Genomic DNA, 18420 nt, shown 5'->3' on the forward strand with positions numbered 1-18420 from the left:
TCATGGCGGACCCTAAAGACCCGGCCGACCTGTTCCGCGATATGCTCGGCCACTGGGAGCGCACGTCGAACGAAGTCGTCGGCAAGCTGCTGCAGTCGAGCGAGTTCAGCCGCGGCATGAACAACGCGACGACGATGACCCTGAAGCTGCAGCAGACCATGCACGAGCAGATGACGCGCTTCCTCGCCGCCGCGAACATGCCGAGCCGCGAGGAAGTCGCGAGCCTCGGCGCCGGGATGCGCGCGCTCGACGAGCGGATGGCGCGGATCGAGGCGATGCTGAGCGCCGCCACCGGTACCGCACCGCCCGAACGCGAGCGGCCGAAGCCGCCGCGCACCCGCAAGCCGGCGCCAAAGAAGGATAGCTGATGGCGTCGGCTCCGCCCGACCCCCAGCTCGTCGACCAGATGCGCGGCCTCGTCGACCGCGCCATCCAGCGCAACATCAAGGGCCTCGAATATTTCGCGTCGCCCTCGCCCGCTGTCGGCGCGACGCCGAAGGACCTGCTGCTGAGCCGCGGCACGCTCAACCTGTCGCACTACCGGCCGCTCGCCGACGAAATCTACCGGGTGCCGATCCTGCTGGTGATGGCGACGACCAACCGCGGTTACATCCTCGACATGGTGCCGGGGCAGAGCTTCGTCGAGTTCCTGCTGCGGCAGGGCTTCGATGTCTACATGGTCGACTGGAACCCGCCGCGCGCCGACGAGAAGCATCTGCGGCTGGAGGATTATGTCCTCGACTTCCTGCCCGAGTGCATCGCGCGGGTGCAGGCGGACAGCGGTGAAAGCGACATCACGCTGATGGGCTATTGCTTCGGCGGGGTGCTGTCGCTGCTCTACAGCGCGCTCCACACCGACGGGCCGGTGAAGAACCTCGTCACCTTCACCACGCCGATCGACTTCACGCAGATGCCGCTGTTCCAGGCCTGGTCCGACGAGCGGCATTTCGACGTCGACCGGCTGGTCGACACGCTCGGCAACATCCCGCCCGACCTGATCTTCACCGCGTTCGACATGCTGCGCCCCGCCGCGCGCCTCGCCGGCAATATCCGGCTGTGGGATCACATGTGGAACGACGAGTTCGTGAAGTCCTACCGGATGTTCGACCGCTGGGCGACCGACGCGCTGCCGCTGGCCGGCGAATATTTCCGGCAGACCACCAAAGATTTGATGTGGAAGAACGGCCTCTATAACCGCGACCTGCAGGTCGGCGGGCGGACGGTCGACATCGGCAAGATCAAAGTGCCGATGCTCCACGTCGTCGCGGAGCATGACCATATCGTGCCCTATGAGGCGTCGAAGCCGCTCGTGCAGATGATCGGGTCGACCGACAAGGAGGAAGTGGTGCTGAAGGGCGGGCATATCAGCCTCGTCGCGGGCGCCAACGCCGTCCGGCGGCTGTGGCCGCGCCTCGATCTTTGGCTTCAGGAGCGATCAACTTGACCGACAGCGTTCAGGATACCGGCCCGCGCACCCTCAAGCTGTCGGGCGGCGACGTGCTGCTCCGCCCCTTCGCCACCGGCGACGAGGCGGCGGTGCTTGGCTTTGCCGGCGCGCTGCCCGAACACGACTTGCTGTTCCTCACCCGCGACATCACGCAGGCGAAAGTGGTGGCGGCGTGGATGCGCGACGTCGAGGACGGCACGATCGTCAGCCTGCTGGCGCTGAAAGGCCCGAAGGTGGTCGGCACCACCGCGGTCGTCCGCGATGCGCTGTCCTGGTCGCCGCACGTCGGCGATATCCGGGTGCTGGTGTCGCCTGAGATGCGTGGGCAAGGCCTCGGCCAGATTCTCGCGCAGGAGGCGGTGGCGACCGCGACGGCGATGGGCCTCGAAAAGCTGACCGTGCGCATGACCGTCGACCAGCAGGCGGCGATCGCCGTGTTCGAAAGCCTCGGCTTTCGCGGCGAGGCGCTGCTGCGCGACCATGTGAAGGACCGCGCCGGCAACCGGCACGATCTTGCGATCCTGAGCCACAACGTTGCCGAGGTCGGGGCCCGGCTGAGCGCGTTTGGCGTTGGAGCGTCCTGACGATATCAGGACGGCAATGAGTGTTGCGTTCACCAAGGAAGGCGATCTGGAAGCGACGGCAGCGGACCTGCCCGATCGCCCGATTTCGCCGCATCCGAACCTCGTGACGCCGGAGGGGCTCGCGCAGATCGATGCCGAGCTGGCGACGGCGCGCGAGGCGTACAACGCCGCCCGCGAAGCCGGCGATGTGCAGACCGACCGCACCGCGATGGCGCGGGCGACGCGCGACCTGCGCTACTGGTCGGCGCGGCGTTCGTCGGCGCAGTTGATCGAGACGCCGGCGGACAGCCCGACTTTGGTCTTCGGCGGACGGGTGACCGTCGAGCGCGACGATGGCGAGGAGCTGAGCTACCGCATCGTCGGCGAGGATGAGGCCGACCCGGCGGCGGGCAGCATCTCCTATGTGGCGCCGCTGGCCCGCGCCTTGCTCGGCAAGGGCGTTGGCGACAGTGCGTCGCTCAACCGCCGCGACTATGAGATCGTCGCGATCGGCTGAGCGACGGCAGCCATCACCCGAGACGGTGAAGCGCGCAGAGCTTGTTGCCCGACGGATCGCGCAGATAGGCGAGATAAAGCTTGCCGATGGCCCCCTCGCGGATGCCGGGCGGGTCTTCGCAGGCCGTGCCGCCGTTGGCGACGCCCGCCGCATGCCAGGCGTCCGCCTCGGCTGGCGACTTCGCAGCAAAGCCGATGGTGCCGCCGTTGGCGCAGGACGCGGGCTCGCCGTTGATCGGCTGTGTCAGCGCCAGCACGCCGGTCGGGGTCATGTAGAAGACGCGACCCTTGTCATCGACATTGCCGGGCGCAATGCCGAGCGCGCCGAGCGTCGCGTCGTAGAATTTCTTCGAGGCCGCGGTGTCGTCGGCGCCGAGCATGATGTGACTGAACATCTTTTCTCCCCTGTTCTGGTTGCCGGGGAATGGACCAGATCGCGCCGCGGCTGTCGACCCAAGCAGGGTGAATAGGTTGACAGAAAAGCGGCAAAGGAGTCGCATGCAGGAACGCCGCGCGAAGACGGCGCGTTTTGCACTGCAACATAAGAGCGATGGGACCCTTGATGCAGACTGCGACCGCCACTCCTCCGATCAAGGCGCCGTCGGCGCTGCTGGCGCTATCCGAGCTTCACCGCGCCGTCGTCGAGCTGACCACGCTGCCGCTGGCCGCGCCGGTGCTGCGTCGCGCGCCGCGCGGCGACGGGCATCCGGTGCTGGTGGTGCCGGGCTTCACCGCCTCCGACGTGTCGACGGGCGTGTTGCGCCGCTATCTGAAGAGCCTCGGCTACGATGTTTACGCCTGGGAGTTGGGCCGCAATCTCGGCCCCAAGGCGATCGGGCAGGAAGGCGAGCGGCTGATCGAGCGGCTGCGCACCATCCATGAAGCGACCGGTCAGAAGGTCAGCCTCGTCGGCTGGAGCCTCGGCGGGGTGATGTCGCGGCAGCTGTCGCGCTGGGCGCCCGACGCGGTGCGGCAGGTGATCTCGCTCGGCTCGCCGTTCACCGGCGATCCGCGCGCCACCAATGTGCTGCGCCTCTATGAATTCCTGAGCGGGCAAAAGATGTCCGACGCCGATACGCAGCGCCAGCTCGCCGAGAGCCAGACCGCGCCGCCTGTGCCGTCGACCGCCATCTACACCAAGGGCGACGGCGTCGTGGCATGGCAGAACTGCATCGAGCCGGCCTGCGACACGACCGACAACATCCAGGTGTACGGCAGCCACTGCGGCCTCGGCGTCAATGCCGCGGTGCTCTACGCGGTCGCCGACCGGCTGGCGCAGGCGGAAGATGCGTGGAAGCCGTTCGACCGCAGCGGCTGGAAAGCCGCTTTCTACCCGGCGTCGGGGCATTTGAACTAGGGGCGCGGCGCCCTCACCCAAATGCTGTCATCCCCGCGAAGACGGGGACCCACTTAACAACAGTCGAGCTGTTCGAGAGTGGGTCCCCGCCTTCGCGGGGGTGACAATTTTAGAGGACGCGTCGGTGCTTACTTCTTGTCGGTCGGCGAGACCGCGTCGCGGCCGAACCTGGCGATCATCTCGCCGATCTCGCGGACCTGCTCCACGCCGCGGCTGCTCTGCTCGCGGATGTAATTGGCCTGCACTTCCATCACTTCCGACAGCGACTTGGCACCGGCGGCGGCGCGGAGCGCGTTGAACGCCTCGCGGGCGTTCTGCTCGGCCTGGTCGATCGCCTTCAGGTTGATCGCCTGGCTGTTCTCGGCGGCCTTGGCGCCGGCGTTCTTGATCGCCTCGCCCGCGTTCTTCAGCGGGCCGGCGACGCGGTCGGCGAAGCTCTTGTCGTCTGCCATGGTCTTGCTCCTCGTTGCAGGGGTCAGGCGGCGGCCTTCTTCGGCGCGCGGCGGGTTTTCTTGGGCGGGGCGGCCGGCATCGCGCCGGTCGCGGCGGCAGCCTTCAGCTCGGCGAAGCTGTCGGCCAGGCACTGGGCGTAGAAGGCGGGGTCGGGCACCACGTCGCGATCGGCGACGAACGACACCGCGATCTTGTCGCCATAGCTGTAGACCGGGTGGATCAGCCCCATGCCGTCGAAGATCGGGCCCGTGCCGTACTGCACCACCATCCGCGCGCCGCCCATGTAGATCGGCACGCGCGGACCCGGCACGTTGGTGACGACGCAGTTGAACGGCTGGCTCATCCGGTCGGCGAGGCCGAGCTGCGTGTAGAGGCGCGCGCCCAGGCCGGCGAGCGCCGATGGCAGCAGCTTGCTGTATTCGGCGAGCGTACGCGCGCCGACCGCATTGGTCATCGCCTTCGAATTCTCCGCCTCGCCGTGAACATAGGCCAGCCGCTCGAGCGGGTCCTCGATATGGGTGCCGAGGCCCACGACCATCGCCGAGACGAGGTTGCCCATGCTGCCCTTCTCGCCCTCGGCGCGCACCGAGATCGGCGCCATCGCCGTCATCGTCTCCTTGGGCACCTCGCCCTTGGCGTCGAGGTACTTGCGGAGTGCGCCGCCGACCACGGTGAGCATCACGTCATTGACGGTGGCGCCGGGGGCGGCGGTGCGGACGGCGCGCACGTCGTTCAGATCGAACAGCGCGCCTTCGAAGGAGCGATGCGGGCCGGTCTTGCCGTTGAAGCGGGTGCGCGGCGCCGGCTTTACATTCTCAAAGCTCAGCTCGCGGCGGCTCCAGCCCTGGCCGAGGCGCGCGAGGCCGGGCACCGACTCAGCGACCGTCTTCATCCAGGCGAAGGGCTGCGCGATGTTGTTGAGCTGGGTGCGGACCAGCAGCTCGCCGAGGCCCGGCGCGCGCTCCGGCTTCCACGGCGTCGCGGGCGGCGCCGGCGGCGGCGCATCGGCCTCCAGCGAGTGGATCGCCGAGGTCATGTCGACGCCCGACATGCCGTCGATCGCCGCGTGGTGCACCTTGCTGACCAGCGCGAAGCAGCCGGCAGGCAGCCCCTCGATATTGTCGAGGCCCTCGACGACGGTGAACTCCCAAAGCGGCTTCGACATATCCATCGGCCGCGAATGGAGGCGCGCCACCTGAATGCAGAGCTGCCGCCAGTCGCCGGGCTCGGGGAGCGCGATGTGCCGGACATGAAACTCGATGTCGAAATTCTCGTCCTCGATCCAATAGGGATGATCGAGGTTGCCGGGGACGCGCACCAGCTTCTGTCGGAACGGGCGGGCGAGATGCAGCCGCGCCTCGATATGGCGGAGGATGTCCTTGAAGCGGACCTTGCCGCCGGGCGCCGTCGAGGGATCGTAGATCGCCACCGAGCCGATGTGCATCGGCGTGTTCGGGGTCTCCAGATAAACGAACGACGCGTCCTGACCGCTGAGCTGCTGCACGCTCTGTCCTTCCCCAAGGCTATGTTGCCGTCTGCTTAGCACAGATAACGGCACGCTTCATGCTGCACTGCAGCATTATTGTGCAGTGCAGCATGTGCGCCATGTTGTCAAGCATACACCAATCATCGTCATCCCGGCGAAGGCCGGGATCCATTCTCCGAAGCGTCGGCGGTAATGGATCCCGGCCTTCGCCGGGATGACGATGAAGAGGGCGGTGCGGCCTACTTCCCGAAGCCGAAAACGTCCTGATGGTAGCGGCCTTCCTCGATCAGCGCTTCGAGCCAATCGGAAGCGTGAGTGTAGGTGGTGCCGTCCTGCTGCGCCTTGATGCGGATCAGCGCGTCGCGCACCGCCGGTGCCATGAAGCGGCCATCGCCGCAGACATAGATTTGCGCGCCGGCCTGGATCGCTGCCCAGACCTTCTCCTGCTCGGCCCAGAGCGCGTCCTGCACGAAGCGGTAGGGATGCTCAGCGACCGAGGAAAAGGCGAGATGCAACTCGGCGACAGCGTCGGCCGCCCAGTGCTCCATCTCGTCCCGGTAGAACCAGTCATGGTCGGGATGCCGGCAGCCGTAGAACAGCAGGCTCGGCGCCACTGCTTGGCCCGCCGCCTTCTGCGCGGCGCGCTCCTGCAGGAAACCGCGGAACGGCGCGAAGCCGGTGCCGGGGCCAATCAGGATCATCGGCACCGACGGATCGGCGGCGGGTGCGAACGGCGGGTTGGGGCTGCGCAGGAAGCCCAGCACCTGATCACCCGCCGCGACGTCACGCATATAGGTCGAGGCGAAGCCCTGGTGATGGCCGACGCCCGACCAGGCCGGCGCGGACAAGGTGCCGACCAGCAGCTCGACGCGGCCGGGCACCGACAGCGGCGACGAGGCGATCGAGTAGAAGCGCGGCTGGATCGGCGCGGACAGCTCGACGAACTCGGCGGCCGTCAGCTCGATCGCCGGAAAGCGCTCCAGCAGATCGAGCAGGCTGACGCGCTTGCCGCCGATCTCCGCCTCATAAGCGTCGCCCGCCAGCGGGCCGAGCTGGCCGCGGGTGTGCGGGCAGCGCACCGTCTCGGCGAGGCGCTGGAGGTGGCGGCGCGGCACCGGGTCCTGCAGGTCGACGAAGTCGGCGAGGAGCTGGCCGACGGTAACGGTGGCGCCGAGCGGCAGATGGCGGAAACGTCCGCCGCTGGCCGACAGCACCACCATGGCGTCGGCGCGTTCGCCGAGGCGTGAAACGGCGCGCTCGACCAGTTCAGGCCGGTTGCGGGCATAGACCGCGACATGATCGCCCGCTGCGTAGGTCGCGCTCTCGGGCAGTTGCAGGGCGACATGGCGCGTCGAGGTGCGCGGCGCTTCCTGTGCGAAATCCCAGAGGCCGTCGGCGGGGCGCACCAGCTCGCGATTCTCGGTGACGGTGAACGCCTGCGCATTCTCGGGCAGCGCGGTGACGCGCACCGCCGCTGAATCGACGTGACGCATCTCCAGCGGCGCGGCGGCTTCGGCCGGCGCGAGCTGCGCGCCGAGCGCGCGCCACAGCTTGCCGAGGAACGCCTCGACCGAGCCGTCGAAATCACCGTCCACGTCGGCGGCACCGCGCGGGATCAGGCGCTGCGCGCCAGCCTCCTCAAGCATGGTGTCGAGCAGCGTCGGGAAGGCCTGATAGTTCGGCCACTGGCTGTTGCCGACGCCGAGCACGGCGAAGCGCAGGCCCGGCCGCTTCAGGTCGGTGAAGCGCCCGTCGCGGATCGCGGCTTCGAGCTTCACGGCGCTGTCGGGGGCGCGACCGTTGTAGGTGGCGGTCACCACCACGAGAACGCCGTCCTCGGGCACCGCGCCGCCTTCATCGAGCGGCTTGGCGCAGGCTTCAAAGCCGTCGCCGATGGCGCGCGCCGCGATCGTCTCACCCACCTCGCGCGAGGTGCCGAGGCTGGTGCCGTACAGCACGGTCATCACCTGCCCCGCGCCGGCCACCGCGACGGCATCGACGGGTGTGTCCTCGGGCTCCGACGACGCCACCACCAGCCGCTCATGCGGACTCCTGGGGCGGATGCGCATGAAGAACTCGTCGGGCTTGATGGTCAGCGTTTCCTTGATCGCCAGCCGGTAGAAGTGCGGATCGGAGATCGCGAACTTCTGCAGGATCACCGCCATGGCGAGCTTCGCCTCGGTGATGGCGAACTGGCGGCCGATGCAGGCGCGCGCGCCGCTGCCGAACGGCTTGTAGGCGTGCGGATTGCGGCCGCGCTCCGCCTCGGGCAGCCAGCGGTCGATGTCGAATTCTTCCGGGTTTTCCCAGACGGCGGGGTCGCGGTGCAGCGCCGGGCTGATGACGTTGACCGGCACGTCCTTCTTCAGCGCGTATCTGCCGCCGATGATCGTGTCCTCATAGGGCGCGACCGAATAGGCCGGCGCGGTCGGCCACAGCCGCTGCGCTTCCTTCAGGACGCGCTCGATCACGTCCATCTTGGCCAGATGGCGATATTCGGGGCGGGTGTCGCCGGGCAGCACGCGGTCGGCCTCGGCATAGGCCTGCGCCAGCACATGCGGGTGGCGCAGCAGCAGGTAGAAGGCGAAGGTCAGAAGCCCGCTGGTCGTCTCATGCCCGGCGATCAGGAAGGTCAGCACCTGGTAGCGGATGTTGACGTCGTCCAACGCCTCGCCAGTTTCGGCGTCGACCGCCGTGAGCATCAGGTTGAGCAGGTCGTTAGTGTCGGCGGGCGTCTTGCGCCGCTCGGCGATGATGCCGTCGACGAGGTCGTTCATCATCGCGATGTCGGCCTCGAACTGCTTCAGCTCCTTGCCGGCGAAGCGCTGCTGGATGCGCAGGCGCGTCAGCCGCTGCATCGCCTCGCCGAGTGCGCTGCCCATCGCCTCGAGAAACGGATCGAGCTGCTCCTTCTGGAAGGAGTGGAAGCGGTGGTCGAAGCCGGCGATGGCGATGCTGTCGAGCGTCAGCCGCGTCATGTCGTCGGAGACATGGATGTCGCCCTTCCCCGCTGGGCCGCTCCATTTCTCGACCAGCTCGTCGACGACCTCGAGGATCATGTCGAAATAGCCGCGCATCGCGCGCTGGCTGAACGCCGGCATCAGGATGCGGTGCGCCTTTCCCCAATTCTCCTCCTCGGTGAAGGCGGTGAACAGGCCATCGCCGGCGAAGGCGCGGACCTGCTTCAGGCCCGGCCCCGGCATCTTGCGGAAGCGGGTCTCGTCGGACAGCTCGGCGACGAGGTCGGCCGAATAGATGAACAGGCTCTCGCGTGGCCCGAAGGTCATCTTGAAAATGCCGCCGGGGTGCTGGCGCGCCACCGCGAGCAGATGCTGGATCAGCTTGCCCTTGGGAATCTGGTGCAAATGGCCGACGAGCGGCAGCTTGCCCGGCGGCGCCGGCGGATTGGCGAGCGGCGCGTCGATCATGCCTCGACCTCGAAGGTAAGGCCGGCGTTCTTCTGCAACCGGTCGATCAGCTTCGCGCCGAGCGCCGCGCCCGGCACCCAGATGCCGCCCGGCACATCGGCCGCTTCCTTAACGAGGCAGATCGCCGCCTCGGCGATGATCTTCGAGGTCGAGCCATAGCCGGGGTCGCGGTCGCCCTTCACGCCGACGCGGATCTGGCCGCCATCGGCGGCAAGGCCGAGGAACAGCACGTCGTAGAAGCCCGCCTCGCGCTCGGCCTTGTCGGGCCCCTCGCCCGGCTTCGGGCCGCCCTCGCCACCCATTGATGCTCCGCCCTCGGTGATCGCCTTGGCGACTGCCTCGCCGCGCTCGCCGGCGCCGGCGATCATCATCTCGTCGTAGACGAAGTCGCGACCATAGGCGTGGTTCAGCAGGAAGTTGGAGCGGTGGACGTTCTTGGTGTTGATCGGCGCCATCACGAACGGCGCCACCCACCGGTCGAGGTCGGGATCGACCGCCGGCCGGGTCAGGTTGGGCTGCTTCGGCCCTTCGGCGCCGGGCGTCAGCGAGAAGGGGTTGCGCAAAAGATCGAGCACGCCGGGGTCCTTGGCGGCGGCGGCCATCGTCGCCTTGAGGCTGGCGGCGGTTCCGCCCGAGAAGCTGCCCTGCATCGCGCGGACGCGGCCCTTCACCTGGGGCACGGCTGCGCCGAAGCGGCGCTTCGCCTCTTCCTGAAGGAAGAACACGCCGAGTTCGAACGGGATCGAGTCGAAGCCGCAGGAAAACAGGATGCGCGCGCCCGACTTCTTCGCCGTCGCCTCATGCGCGTCGATCATCCAGCGCATCCATGCCGGTTCGCCCGACAGGTCGAGGTAGTCGGTGCCGGCGGCGGCGCAGGCGGCGACCAGTTCGTTGCCGTAGAGCTGATAGGGGCCGACGGTGGTCAGCACCGCCTTGGCGCGGCGGACCATTGCGTCGAGCGAGGCGGAGTCGGACGCGTCGGCGACCACCAGCGGCGTATCGGCGGGCGCGCCGATTTCGTCACGGACAGCGGCAAGCTTGTCGGCGCTGCGGCCCGCCATCGCCCATTTCACCTCGCCGCCGTTGCCGTAGCGCTGGCTGAGATATTCGGCGACCAGCCGGCCGGTGAAGCCGCTCGCGCCATAGACGATGATGTCGAACTCGGCTGCCGGGTTCATGCCCAAAATCCTCCCCTGATTTGCCGCTGATGTTGCCGGGTTCGGCGAGGCGATGCAAACCACGGAAGCGACAGGTGATCGAGGTCGCAAAGCGATTGAACCGGCGGCGTGGGAGCGGCACAACAGGCGCTTCGAGTCCCCCCGGAGAACGCCATGCGCCTGCTGCTGTCCGTCGCCCTGCTCGCCCTTGCCACGCCGCTGTCGGCGCAGGTCACCACCCGCCAGGTTGGCACCGCCACGCTGGAGAATGTCCCCGCCGTCCCCGCCGATGTGTCGGCGGCGGTGCAGCGTTATCAGAACTACCGCGACGCGGTGTTCGAGGACTGGCTGCCCGACGGTTCGATGCTCATCCTGACCCGCTTCGGCACCACCAAGCAGCTCCACCATGTGAAGACGCCGGGCGCCGACCGCACCCAGATCAGCTTCTTCGCCGAGCCCGTCGCCGGCGCCACCACAATCCCCGGCAGCTCGAAGTTCATCATCGGCCGCGACACCGGTGGCGACGAGTGGTTCCAGCTGTATGCGATGGGCCTGACGGGCGAGCCGGTGGCGCTGACCGAGGCGGGCACCACGCGCAACCAGTCGCTGGTGTTCAGCAAGGACGGCAAGCTTGCCATCTGGTCGCGCGCCAACAAGGGCTCGGCCGACTATGACATCCTCGCCGCCGACCCCGCCGATCCGGCGAGCCGCCGCGTCGTCCACAAGGGCAAGGGCAGCATCGGCCCCGATGCGATCTCGCCCGACAAGCGCACCGCGCTGATCTCGCGCGGCATCTCCAACCGCGAGACGCGGCTGTCGCTGCTCGACCTCGCGAGCGGCGAACTCACCGCGCTGCCGTTCACCGACAAGCCGGCGCGCTACGAGAACGCCAAGTTCACGCCCGACGGCCGCAGCATCCTCGTCATCACCGACGCCGACAGCGATCTGCGCCGCCTCGTCGAGATCGAGCTGGCGACCGGCAAGCGCACCGTGCTGGCGCCCGACCTGAAGTGGGATGTCGAGACGTTTGACCTGTCGGACGACGGCCGCATCCTCACCTATGCGATCAACGAGGACGGCTTCTCGAAGCTGGTTGTACATGACCGCGTCACCCGCCGCGCGCTGCCGCAGCCCGAGCTGCCGCGCGGCGTGCTGACCAGCCTCGGCTTTTCGCCCGACGGCCAGAAGCTGGCGATTGGCCTCACCACCGCCACCTCGGCGGGCGACGTGTGGAGCTGGGACGTGACCGGCGGCGGGCTGACCCGCTGGACCAACTCGGAGACCGGCGGCCTCGATCCGGCGAAGCTCGCCGAGCCGACACTCGTCCGCTTCAAGTCATTCGACGGCCTGTCGGTGCCGGCCTTCGTCTACCGGCCGAAGAATGTCGCGGCGGACGCGAAGACGCCAGTGATCGTCGACATCCACGGCGGCCCGGAATCGCAGAGCCGCCCGGGCTTTAACCCCGGCGCGCAATATTTTGCCGACACGCTGGGCGCGACGGTGATCCTGCCCAACGTTCGCGGCAGCGACGGCTACGGCAAGCGCTACCTCAACCTCGACAACGCCGAGAAGCGCGAGGACAGCGTCAAGGATGTGTCGGCGCTGCTCGACTGGATCGCCAAGCAGCCGGGCCTTGATAGCAAGCGCGTCGCCGTCTACGGCCAGTCCTATGGCGGCTACATGTCGCTCGCCTCGATGACGCATTATTCCGACCGCTTCGTCGGCGGCGTCGAGCGCTACGGCATCTCCAACTGGATCACCTTCCTCAACAACACCGAAGCCTATCGCCGCGACAACCGCCGCGCCGAATATGGCGACGAGCGCGACCCCAAGATGCGCGCGGTGTTCGAAAAGATCTCGCCGATGGCCAACCTGAAGGGCATCACCAAGCCGATGCTCGTGATGCAGGGCGCCAACGACCCGCGCGTGCCGAAGTCGGAGTCGGACCAGGTGGTGGCCAAGCTGCGCGAGCAGGGCGTCGAGACCTGGTACGTCTCTTTCGCCGACGAGGGCCACGGCTTCATGAAGAAGCCCAACAACGACCTCCGCCGCGAAGTGGAGACGGTGTTTCTGGGGAAGCTGTTCGAAGGGAAGTAGGGGCGCGGGGAACCACTCCGGCCCTTCGGGGCGTTCATCGGCCGTAACGGTCGATGAGGGAGTGGTATCTTGCGGCAGCGCTGGCCTTCGAAGCTCTGGGTGGTGCGGCACGGGCAGAGCGCCGGCAACGTCGCGCGCGATCTGGCCGATGCCGCCGGCGCGGCGATGATCGACATGGACATCCGCGACATGGATGTCCCGCTGTCGGAGCTCGGCGAGGAGCAGGCGCTGTCGCTCGGGCGCTGGTTCAAGGCGCTGCCCGAGGGAGAGCAGCCCGAGGTGGTGCTCGCCTCGCCCTATGTTCGCGCGATCCGCACCGCCGAGTTGATCGGTGTCGGCGGCAAGGTGACCATCGACGAGCGGCTGCGCGAGCGCGAATTCGGCGTGCTCGACCGGCTGACCAGCTTCGGCATCAAGGAACGCTTTCCCGAACAGGCCGAGCACCGTGCCATCCTCGGCAAATTTTATCACCGGCCGCCCGGCGGCGAGAGCTGGTGCGACGTGATCCTGCGGCTGCGTTCGGCGCTCGACACCATCAGCCTCCACCATGCCGACAAGCGCGTGCTGATCGTCGGCCATCAGGTGGTGGTGCTGTGCCTGCGCTACATCCTAGAGGATCTGAACGAGGCCGATATCCTCGCCATCGACAAGGAGGCCGACGTCGCCAACTGCGGCGTCACCGCCTATGATTTCGAGCCCGATTGCGTCGAGGACTGCGACCCGGCGCTGACGCTTTACAATTTCACCGCGCCGCTCGACCGCGAGGGCACGCCGGTGACCACCGCCCCCGACGCCAAGGTTGCCGCCCGGTGAGCGAGCCCATCCCGGTCGACGCCGAGCTGCTGCGGTCGATGCCGCTGCCTTTCCACGGCGACGATGCCGACAAGGACGAGCGCGGGCGCATTCTGGTGATCGGCGGCAGCCGGGCGGTGCCGGGCGCGTTGCTGCTCGCGGGCGTGGCGGCGCTGCGCGCGGGCGCGGGCAAGCTGCAGCTCGCCACCGTCGGCAGCATCGCGCCGCATATCGGCGTGGCGGTGCCGGAGGCGCTGGTGATGTCGCTGCCCGAAAGCGATGAGGGCGAGATCGCCCCCGATGCCGCCGCCGAGATCGCCCACCGACTGGGCCGTTGCGACGCGGTGCTGATCGGCCCCGGCATGCTCGACGAGGAGGCGGCGACGGCGATCACCGTCGAGGCGATGGGGGTCGATGGGCCCTCCTTCGTCATCGACGCCGGCGCGCTGTGCAATTTGCGCGCGGAAGCCAAAGCAATGGCGCGCCATGATGGGCGCATCGTGCTGACGCCCCATGCCGGCGAGATGGCGAAGCTGATGGGTGTAACGGTGAAGGAGATCGCCGCCGACCCGGCCGCCGCCGCGACGCGCGCCGCCGCCGAACTCGGCGCGGTGGTGGCGCTGAAGGGCGGCCGGACAGTGATCGCCGTGCCCGACGGACGGACTTGGGAATATTCGCAAGGCCAGGTCGGCCTCGCCACATCCGGGTCGGGCGATACGCTCGCCGGCGTCGTCGCGGGGCTGTTGGCGCGCGGTGCCGAGCCGCATGAGGCGGCGATCTGGGGCGTCTACCTGCACGGCGAGGCCGGAAATCGCCTGTCGCAGACGCGCGGGCCGGTTGGTTTCCTCGCCCGCGAGCTGCTAGCCGAGATTCCCGCGATCATGGCAGGCCTCGCCAGCTAACATTCACTGGCACGCCAAGGCCCCGGCGCTATAACCCGGGCATGGTCGAAAACGTCGCCGATACGCCACAAGCGCCCGTCGAGGACAATCGGTTGAATCCGATGTTCGTCGACGATGTCGTCGCGGCGCTGGAAGCCGGCGACATCGAACGGGTGCGGCTGCTCGCCGACCCGCTGCACCCGGCCGACGTCGCCGACCTGATGGAGCAGGTCGAGGCGGTCGATCGCGCCGCGCTCGCCGCCGCGCTCGGCGACAAGCTCGACGCTGACGCGTTCGCCGAGATGAACGACTATGTGCGCGACGATCTGATCGACGCGCTTGAGCCGCAGCAGGTCGGCGACCTCGTCCAGCAGCTCGACACCGACGACGCCGTCGCGATCATCGAGGACCTCGACGCCGACGACCAGCGCGAGGTGCTGCGCTCGCTGCCTGCCGACGACCGCGCCGCCATCGAGGAAGCGCTGTCCTACCCCGAGGAATCGGCCGGCCGCGTCATGCAGCGCGAGCTGATCGCGGTGCCCGAGCATTGGACGATCGGCCAGGTCATCGATTTCCTGCGCGAGAATCCCGACCTCGCCACCGATTTCTGGGAAATCTTCGTCGTCGATACCGGCCACCACCCGGTCGGCACCATGCGCCTGTCGTGGGTGCTCCGCACGCCGCGCAAGGTCGCGGTCGCCGACGTGATGCAGCGCGAGCAGACCCTGATCCCGGTCGACATGGACCAGGAGGAAGTGGCGCTCCGCTTCCAGAAATACGCGCTGATCTCCGCCGCGGTCACCGACGCGACCGGGCGCCTCGTCGGCGTCATCACCGTCGACGACATCCTGCACATCATCCAGGAAGAAGCTGGCGAGGACATATTGAAGCTGTCGGGTGCCGGCGATGGCGACGTCAACGAGCCGGTGTTCGAGACGGTGAAGGTTCGTGTCCGCTGGCTGATGGTCAACCTCGGCACCGCGATCCTCGCTTCGCTGGTCATCGGGCTGTTCGCCGCCACCATCGAACAGATGGTGGCGCTCGCCATCCTGATGCCGATCGTCGCGTCGCTGGGCGGCAACGCTGGCACGCAGACGATGGCGGTGGCGGTGCGCGCGCTGGCCACCAACGAACTGACTGAGTCGAACACGTCCCGGCAGATCGGCAAGGAGATCAAGGTCGCGCTGATGAACGGCGCGGTGATCGCCATCATCGTCGGGCTGGTCGCCGGTCTCTATTTCGCCAACGCGCACCTCGGCTGGGTGATCGCGGTGGCGATGGTCGGTAACATCCTCGTCGCCGGGCTTGCCGGCGTGCTGGTGCCGCTGACCCTCGATCGCTTCGATATCGACCCGGCGGTCGCCTCCTCGGTGTTCGTCACCATGACCACCGACGTGATGGGCTTCTTCCTGTTCCTCGGCCTTGCCGCGGCAACCGGCCTCACGCCGGCGGGTTGAACCTGCCCGGCCACACCCAATCTCAGGCGCCATGCATCCGCTTCACATGACCAAGGTCGCCGTCGGCTGCCGCACGCTCGCGGCGCTGACCAAGCGGCAGGCCGGGCGCGTCGCCATCGAGGACGGCGTGCCGCTGGTGTCGGCGTGGACGCGCTATATGCCGAAGCGCGCCGACGAGCTGGTCGGCGGGTCGATCTACTGGATCATCAAGCACACGCTGACGGCGCGGCAGACCATCCTCGGCTTCCGCATGGCGGATACGACGCGTGGCAAGATTTGCGAGATGCTGCTGGCGCCCGAGGTGGTGCCGCTGCTCGCCGCCCCGATGCGATCGCACCAGGGCTGGCGCTATCTCGAAGCGGCGGCGTGCCCGCCCGACCTCGACAGCGTCGACGCCGAGATCGGCACGATGCCGCCCAAGATGATGCGCGACCTGAGCAGCCTGGGGCTGCTTTAGCCGCAGCGAACCGAGCCGCTGCCCATCTTGCTGGTGCTGCAGCGCGCGCCGCCGGTCACTACCACGTCGCCCGAGCCCATGATCGAGACCTTAGCGGCCTGCGTGGCATGCGCCTTGACCCCGCCCGAGCCGGCGATGTCGACATCGAGCGTCTGGCAGCGCAGGCCGGCGATGTTGATGTCGCCCGAGCCGGCAATCGATGCCTCGGCGCTGCGGCAGCTGCCGCCCGCGACGGTGATGTCGCCCGAGCCGGCGATGGAGAATTCCGCCTTGCCCGCCGCGAGCGAGCCGACGGTCAGGTCACCGGAGCCGGCGAGCGAGGCCTCGAAATCGTCCGACTTCACGCGATCGACGCTGAGATCGCCCGAGCCCGACAGCGACACCTCGTTGAGCGCCGGCACGGTGACGTAGATCTTCACCGGCGAACTCTTCGACCAGTTGAACCAGTTGCGCTCGCGGACGGTGCCGATCTCCAGCTCCCGGCCCTCGACCTCGATGCGGAGCCGGTCGAGGTCCTTCTGCTCGCCTTCGGCACGGACGCTGACGGCCTTGCCGACGGTGACGACCACGTCGAAGGGACCCGACACCTCGATGGCTTCGAAGTTGGTCACGGTGAAGCGCCGTTCCGCCGCCTGTGCCTGCGTCGCCGCCAGCGCCGCGACCGCCAGCAGGGTTCCCATCGCCACTTTACGCATATCCATCTCCCGCGCCTGTGTTGTCCGTATAATACGGAGCTACTTTTGTAGTGTCAACCAACAAACAAAAAGGGCGGCCCGTTCGGACCGCCCTTTTTGCTCCCGTCGCCGGAAAAGACACGAGGTGTCAGGCCGCCTTCAGGACCTGCTCGATCTTCTTTTGCGCCGCCGGCTCGTCGATGTTCTCCATCGCCGCCAGTTCGCGCGCGAGACGGCTAACCGCCGCCTCGTAGATCTGCCGCTCCGAATAGCTCTGCTCGGGCTGGTCCTCGGCGCGATGCAGGTCGCGGACCACCTCGGCGATCGACACGAGGTCGCCCGAGTTGATCTTCGCTTCATATTCCTGGGCCCGGCGCGACCACATGGTGCGCTTGATCCGCGGCTTGCCTTTCAAAGTGACCAGCGCCTCGGCGAGCGTGGCGCTGCTCGACAGCTTGCGCATGCCGACCGAGTCCGCCTTGTTGGTCGGGACGCGGAGCGTCATGCGCTCCTTTTCAAAGCGGAGCACGTACAGCTCCAGCCTGGTGCCCGCGATCTCGCTGCTCTGGACTTCCATGACACGACCGACGCCGTGCTTGGGGTAGACCACATGGTCGCCAACAACGAAGTTGAGCGCCTTTGCCGCCATTCCGCATCCTTTTCTTGTTGCCGCCCCCGGCCGAAACGGGGTCGGATAGGACCGCTGCCCGAGAAATCAGGCTGCTAGTCGCGTTGACTGTCGGATTCCTGCCTTACGATCTCCGCCACCCGTTCCCGTCAAGCAGGAGAGACCGGAACAGGCCCTGATACCTACGGACCTCACTCGAAACGGAACATTGCTCTCCGCTTCGTCCATGCGCCGAGTCTATAGCAGAAATGTCATGGAAAGACCACGGTCAGTTTGCCGCGCTGCGGCAAACCTTGTGGCAGATGCGCCGCGGCTGTCGAAAACCGCGGATGGGCACCCTACTGACCGTCGCTACCCGGCTCGGCCGAGAAGTATTTGTCGAACTTCCCTTCCTCGCCCTTGTGCTCGTCGGCATCCGCCGGCGTCGGGCCCTTCACGGTGATGTTCGGCCACTGGTTCGAGTAGGTGGCGTTCAGCTCGAGCCACTTCTCGAGGCCGCCCTCGGTGTCGGGCAGGATCGCCTCGGCCGGGCATTCCGGCTCGCAGACGCCGCAGTCGATGCACTCGTTAGGGTTGATGACGACCATGTTCTCACCCTCGTAGAAGCAATCCACGGGGCAGACCTCGACGCAGTCCATATACTTGCACTTGATGCAAGCTTCGGTGACGACGTAGGCCATCGGGCGGTCCCCTGACGAAAAAACTGTTGTTGTCGGCGCCGTGCTAGCCGTTGGCCGCCCGCGCCGTCAACGGCATTGGTGCCGACAGGTCGGTGTAAAGCTCCTGCGCCTCGGAAAACGGCCCGCGGCGGCTGGCCAGCGCCTCGACGCGGACCACCCTCACCTCGTTGTAATGGGGGTAGGAGATCACCTGTCCCGGCCGGACCAATGCTGATGCGCGTTCGATCACGCGCCCATCGATCCGGAGATGCCGGCTTTCCGCCAGCTCCTGCGCCTGACTTCGGGACTTCGTCAGTCGCGCGAACCACAACCACTTATCGAGCCGTAATCCGGGTCCGTATACCAAG

The 18420-nt window shown here is 67.6% G+C and carries 19 protein-coding genes; 10 read left to right on the forward strand and 9 right to left on the reverse strand.

Annotated elements, in window-relative coordinates:
* The first annotated feature begins 2 nt into the window (after positions 1-2).
* The 4 genes from ACFOMD_RS03935 to greA are packed head-to-tail and all read left to right on the forward strand — an operon-like array spanning position 3 to position 2527.
* Complete coding sequence (locus tag ACFOMD_RS03935) at positions 3-368, forward strand: hypothetical protein (RefSeq protein WP_380857157.1); 366 nt, start codon at positions 3-5, stop codon at positions 366-368.
* Positions 368-1444, forward strand: a complete 1077-nt coding sequence (locus tag ACFOMD_RS03940) for an alpha/beta fold hydrolase (protein WP_380857160.1) — start codon at positions 368-370, stop codon at positions 1442-1444. The genes ACFOMD_RS03935 and ACFOMD_RS03940 overlap by 1 nt, the downstream gene beginning before the upstream one ends.
* Positions 1441-2031: a GNAT family N-acetyltransferase gene (locus tag ACFOMD_RS03945; RefSeq protein ID WP_380857163.1), complete on the forward strand. Its 591-nt coding sequence runs from the start codon at positions 1441-1443 to the stop codon at positions 2029-2031. Before ACFOMD_RS03940 ends, ACFOMD_RS03945 begins: the two co-directional genes overlap by 4 nt.
* Positions 2032-2047: 16 nt before the next feature.
* Positions 2048-2527, forward strand: coding sequence for a transcription elongation factor GreA (gene greA, locus ACFOMD_RS03950; protein WP_380857166.1), 480 nt, complete (start codon positions 2048-2050; stop codon positions 2525-2527).
* Positions 2528-2540: 13 nt separating this feature from the next.
* Here greA and ACFOMD_RS03955 read toward each other — a convergent pair whose 3' ends face one another.
* A complete protein-coding gene (locus tag ACFOMD_RS03955) occupies positions 2541-2921 on the reverse strand; it encodes a VOC family protein (protein ID WP_380857169.1) in 381 nt (126 codons plus the stop codon).
* A 167-nt stretch (positions 2922-3088) separates the two neighbouring features.
* On the opposite strand from ACFOMD_RS03955, the gene ACFOMD_RS03960 reads away from it, so the two are divergent.
* Positions 3089-3883 (forward strand): esterase/lipase family protein, encoded by a 795-nt coding sequence (locus ACFOMD_RS03960; RefSeq protein WP_380857172.1) that lies wholly within the window; start codon positions 3089-3091, stop codon positions 3881-3883.
* A gap of 128 nt (positions 3884-4011) precedes the next feature.
* Here the strand turns inward: ACFOMD_RS03960 and ACFOMD_RS03965 are convergent, their stop codons facing one another.
* The 4 genes from ACFOMD_RS03965 to ACFOMD_RS03980 all read right to left on the reverse strand — a co-directional run bounded on the left by ACFOMD_RS03965 (position 4012) and on the right by ACFOMD_RS03980 (position 10428).
* The gene (locus tag ACFOMD_RS03965) at positions 4012-4335 is read right to left on the reverse strand and encodes a phasin family protein (protein ID WP_380857175.1); all 324 of its coding nucleotides are present in this window, start codon (positions 4333-4335) and stop codon (positions 4012-4014) included.
* 23 nt (positions 4336-4358) lie between these two features.
* A complete protein-coding gene (locus tag ACFOMD_RS03970) occupies positions 4359-5840 on the reverse strand; it encodes a WS/DGAT/MGAT family O-acyltransferase (protein ID WP_380857177.1) in 1482 nt (493 codons plus the stop codon).
* 221 nt (positions 5841-6061) lie between these two features.
* The gene (locus ACFOMD_RS03975) at positions 6062-9250 is read right to left on the reverse strand and encodes a bifunctional cytochrome P450/NADPH--P450 reductase (RefSeq protein ID WP_380857179.1); all 3189 of its coding nucleotides are present in this window, start codon (positions 9248-9250) and stop codon (positions 6062-6064) included.
* Positions 9247-10428: a saccharopine dehydrogenase family protein gene (locus tag ACFOMD_RS03980; RefSeq protein WP_380857182.1), complete on the reverse strand. Its 1182-nt coding sequence runs from the start codon at positions 10426-10428 to the stop codon at positions 9247-9249. Before ACFOMD_RS03980 ends, ACFOMD_RS03975 begins: the two co-directional genes overlap by 4 nt.
* Before the next feature lie 153 nt (positions 10429-10581).
* Here ACFOMD_RS03980 and ACFOMD_RS03985 point away from each other — a divergent pair, with 153 nt between their 5' ends.
* From ACFOMD_RS03985 to ACFOMD_RS04005, 5 genes are all read left to right on the forward strand, one after another.
* Positions 10582-12504 (forward strand): S9 family peptidase, encoded by a 1923-nt coding sequence (locus ACFOMD_RS03985; RefSeq protein ID WP_380857185.1) that lies wholly within the window; start codon positions 10582-10584, stop codon positions 12502-12504.
* Positions 12505-12573: 69 nt separating this feature from the next.
* Positions 12574-13317, forward strand: coding sequence for a histidine phosphatase family protein (locus ACFOMD_RS03990; RefSeq protein WP_380857188.1), 744 nt, complete (start codon positions 12574-12576; stop codon positions 13315-13317).
* Positions 13314-14198, forward strand: coding sequence for an NAD(P)H-hydrate dehydratase (locus tag ACFOMD_RS03995; protein ID WP_380857191.1), 885 nt, complete (start codon positions 13314-13316; stop codon positions 14196-14198). Before ACFOMD_RS03990 ends, ACFOMD_RS03995 begins: the two co-directional genes overlap by 4 nt.
* A gap of 41 nt (positions 14199-14239) precedes the next feature.
* Positions 14240-15634, forward strand: a complete 1395-nt coding sequence (gene mgtE / locus ACFOMD_RS04000) for a magnesium transporter (protein ID WP_380857194.1) — start codon at positions 14240-14242, stop codon at positions 15632-15634.
* A gap of 46 nt (positions 15635-15680) precedes the next feature.
* Entirely contained in the window at positions 15681-16091 is a 411-nt protein-coding gene (locus ACFOMD_RS04005) for a DUF1489 family protein (protein ID WP_380857197.1), read from the forward strand.
* On the opposite strand, the gene ACFOMD_RS04010 is transcribed toward ACFOMD_RS04005, so the two are convergent.
* From ACFOMD_RS04010 to ACFOMD_RS04025, 4 genes are all read right to left on the reverse strand, one after another.
* The gene (locus ACFOMD_RS04010; protein ID WP_380857200.1) at positions 16088-16792 is read right to left on the reverse strand and encodes a head GIN domain-containing protein; all 705 of its coding nucleotides are present in this window, start codon (positions 16790-16792) and stop codon (positions 16088-16090) included. The genes ACFOMD_RS04005 and ACFOMD_RS04010 overlap by 4 nt on opposite strands.
* Positions 16793-16913: 121 nt before the next feature.
* Positions 16914-17414: a CarD family transcriptional regulator gene (locus tag ACFOMD_RS04015; RefSeq protein ID WP_380857203.1), complete on the reverse strand. Its 501-nt coding sequence runs from the start codon at positions 17412-17414 to the stop codon at positions 16914-16916.
* A 317-nt stretch (positions 17415-17731) separates the two neighbouring features.
* Positions 17732-18073 (reverse strand): ferredoxin FdxA, encoded by a 342-nt coding sequence (gene fdxA / locus ACFOMD_RS04020; protein ID WP_380857206.1) that lies wholly within the window; start codon positions 18071-18073, stop codon positions 17732-17734.
* A 43-nt stretch (positions 18074-18116) separates the two neighbouring features.
* Positions 18117-18419, reverse strand: coding sequence for an RNA-binding S4 domain-containing protein (locus ACFOMD_RS04025; RefSeq protein WP_380857209.1), 303 nt, complete (start codon positions 18417-18419; stop codon positions 18117-18119).
* Position 18420 lies beyond the last annotated feature (1 nt).

Origin of the sequence: Sphingoaurantiacus capsulatus, assembly GCF_042648405.1 — a bacterium.
Lineage (GTDB): Bacteria > Pseudomonadota > Alphaproteobacteria > Sphingomonadales > Sphingomonadaceae > Sphingoaurantiacus > Sphingoaurantiacus capsulatus.

Coding starts and splice junctions, on each gene's coding strand:
- ACFOMD_RS04005 (WP_380857197.1), top strand. CDS start 15,681: ATGACCAAGGTCGCCGTCGGCTGCCGCACGCTCGCGGCGCTGACCAAG.
- ACFOMD_RS03935 (WP_380857157.1), top strand. CDS start 3: ATGGCGGACCCTAAAGACCCGGCCGACCTGTTCCGCGATATGCTCGGC.
- fdxA (WP_380857206.1), bottom strand. CDS start 18,073: ATGGCCTACGTCGTCACCGAAGCTTGCATCAAGTGCAAGTATATGGAC.
- ACFOMD_RS03975 (WP_380857179.1), bottom strand. CDS start 9,250: ATGATCGACGCGCCGCTCGCCAATCCGCCGGCGCCGCCGGGCAAGCTG.
- ACFOMD_RS04015 (WP_380857203.1), bottom strand. CDS start 17,414: ATGGCGGCAAAGGCGCTCAACTTCGTTGTTGGCGACCATGTGGTCTAC.
- ACFOMD_RS03955 (WP_380857169.1), bottom strand. CDS start 2,921: ATGTTCAGTCACATCATGCTCGGCGCCGACGACACCGCGGCCTCGAAG.
- ACFOMD_RS03960 (WP_380857172.1), top strand. CDS start 3,089: ATGCAGACTGCGACCGCCACTCCTCCGATCAAGGCGCCGTCGGCGCTG.
- mgtE (WP_380857194.1), top strand. CDS start 14,240: ATGGTCGAAAACGTCGCCGATACGCCACAAGCGCCCGTCGAGGACAAT.
- ACFOMD_RS03940 (WP_380857160.1), top strand. CDS start 368: ATGGCGTCGGCTCCGCCCGACCCCCAGCTCGTCGACCAGATGCGCGGC.
- ACFOMD_RS03965 (WP_380857175.1), bottom strand. CDS start 4,335: ATGGCAGACGACAAGAGCTTCGCCGACCGCGTCGCCGGCCCGCTGAAG.
- greA (WP_380857166.1), top strand. CDS start 2,048: ATGAGTGTTGCGTTCACCAAGGAAGGCGATCTGGAAGCGACGGCAGCG.
- ACFOMD_RS03985 (WP_380857185.1), top strand. CDS start 10,582: ATGCGCCTGCTGCTGTCCGTCGCCCTGCTCGCCCTTGCCACGCCGCTG.
- ACFOMD_RS04010 (WP_380857200.1), bottom strand. CDS start 16,792: ATGGATATGCGTAAAGTGGCGATGGGAACCCTGCTGGCGGTCGCGGCG.
- ACFOMD_RS03980 (WP_380857182.1), bottom strand. CDS start 10,428: ATGAACCCGGCAGCCGAGTTCGACATCATCGTCTATGGCGCGAGCGGC.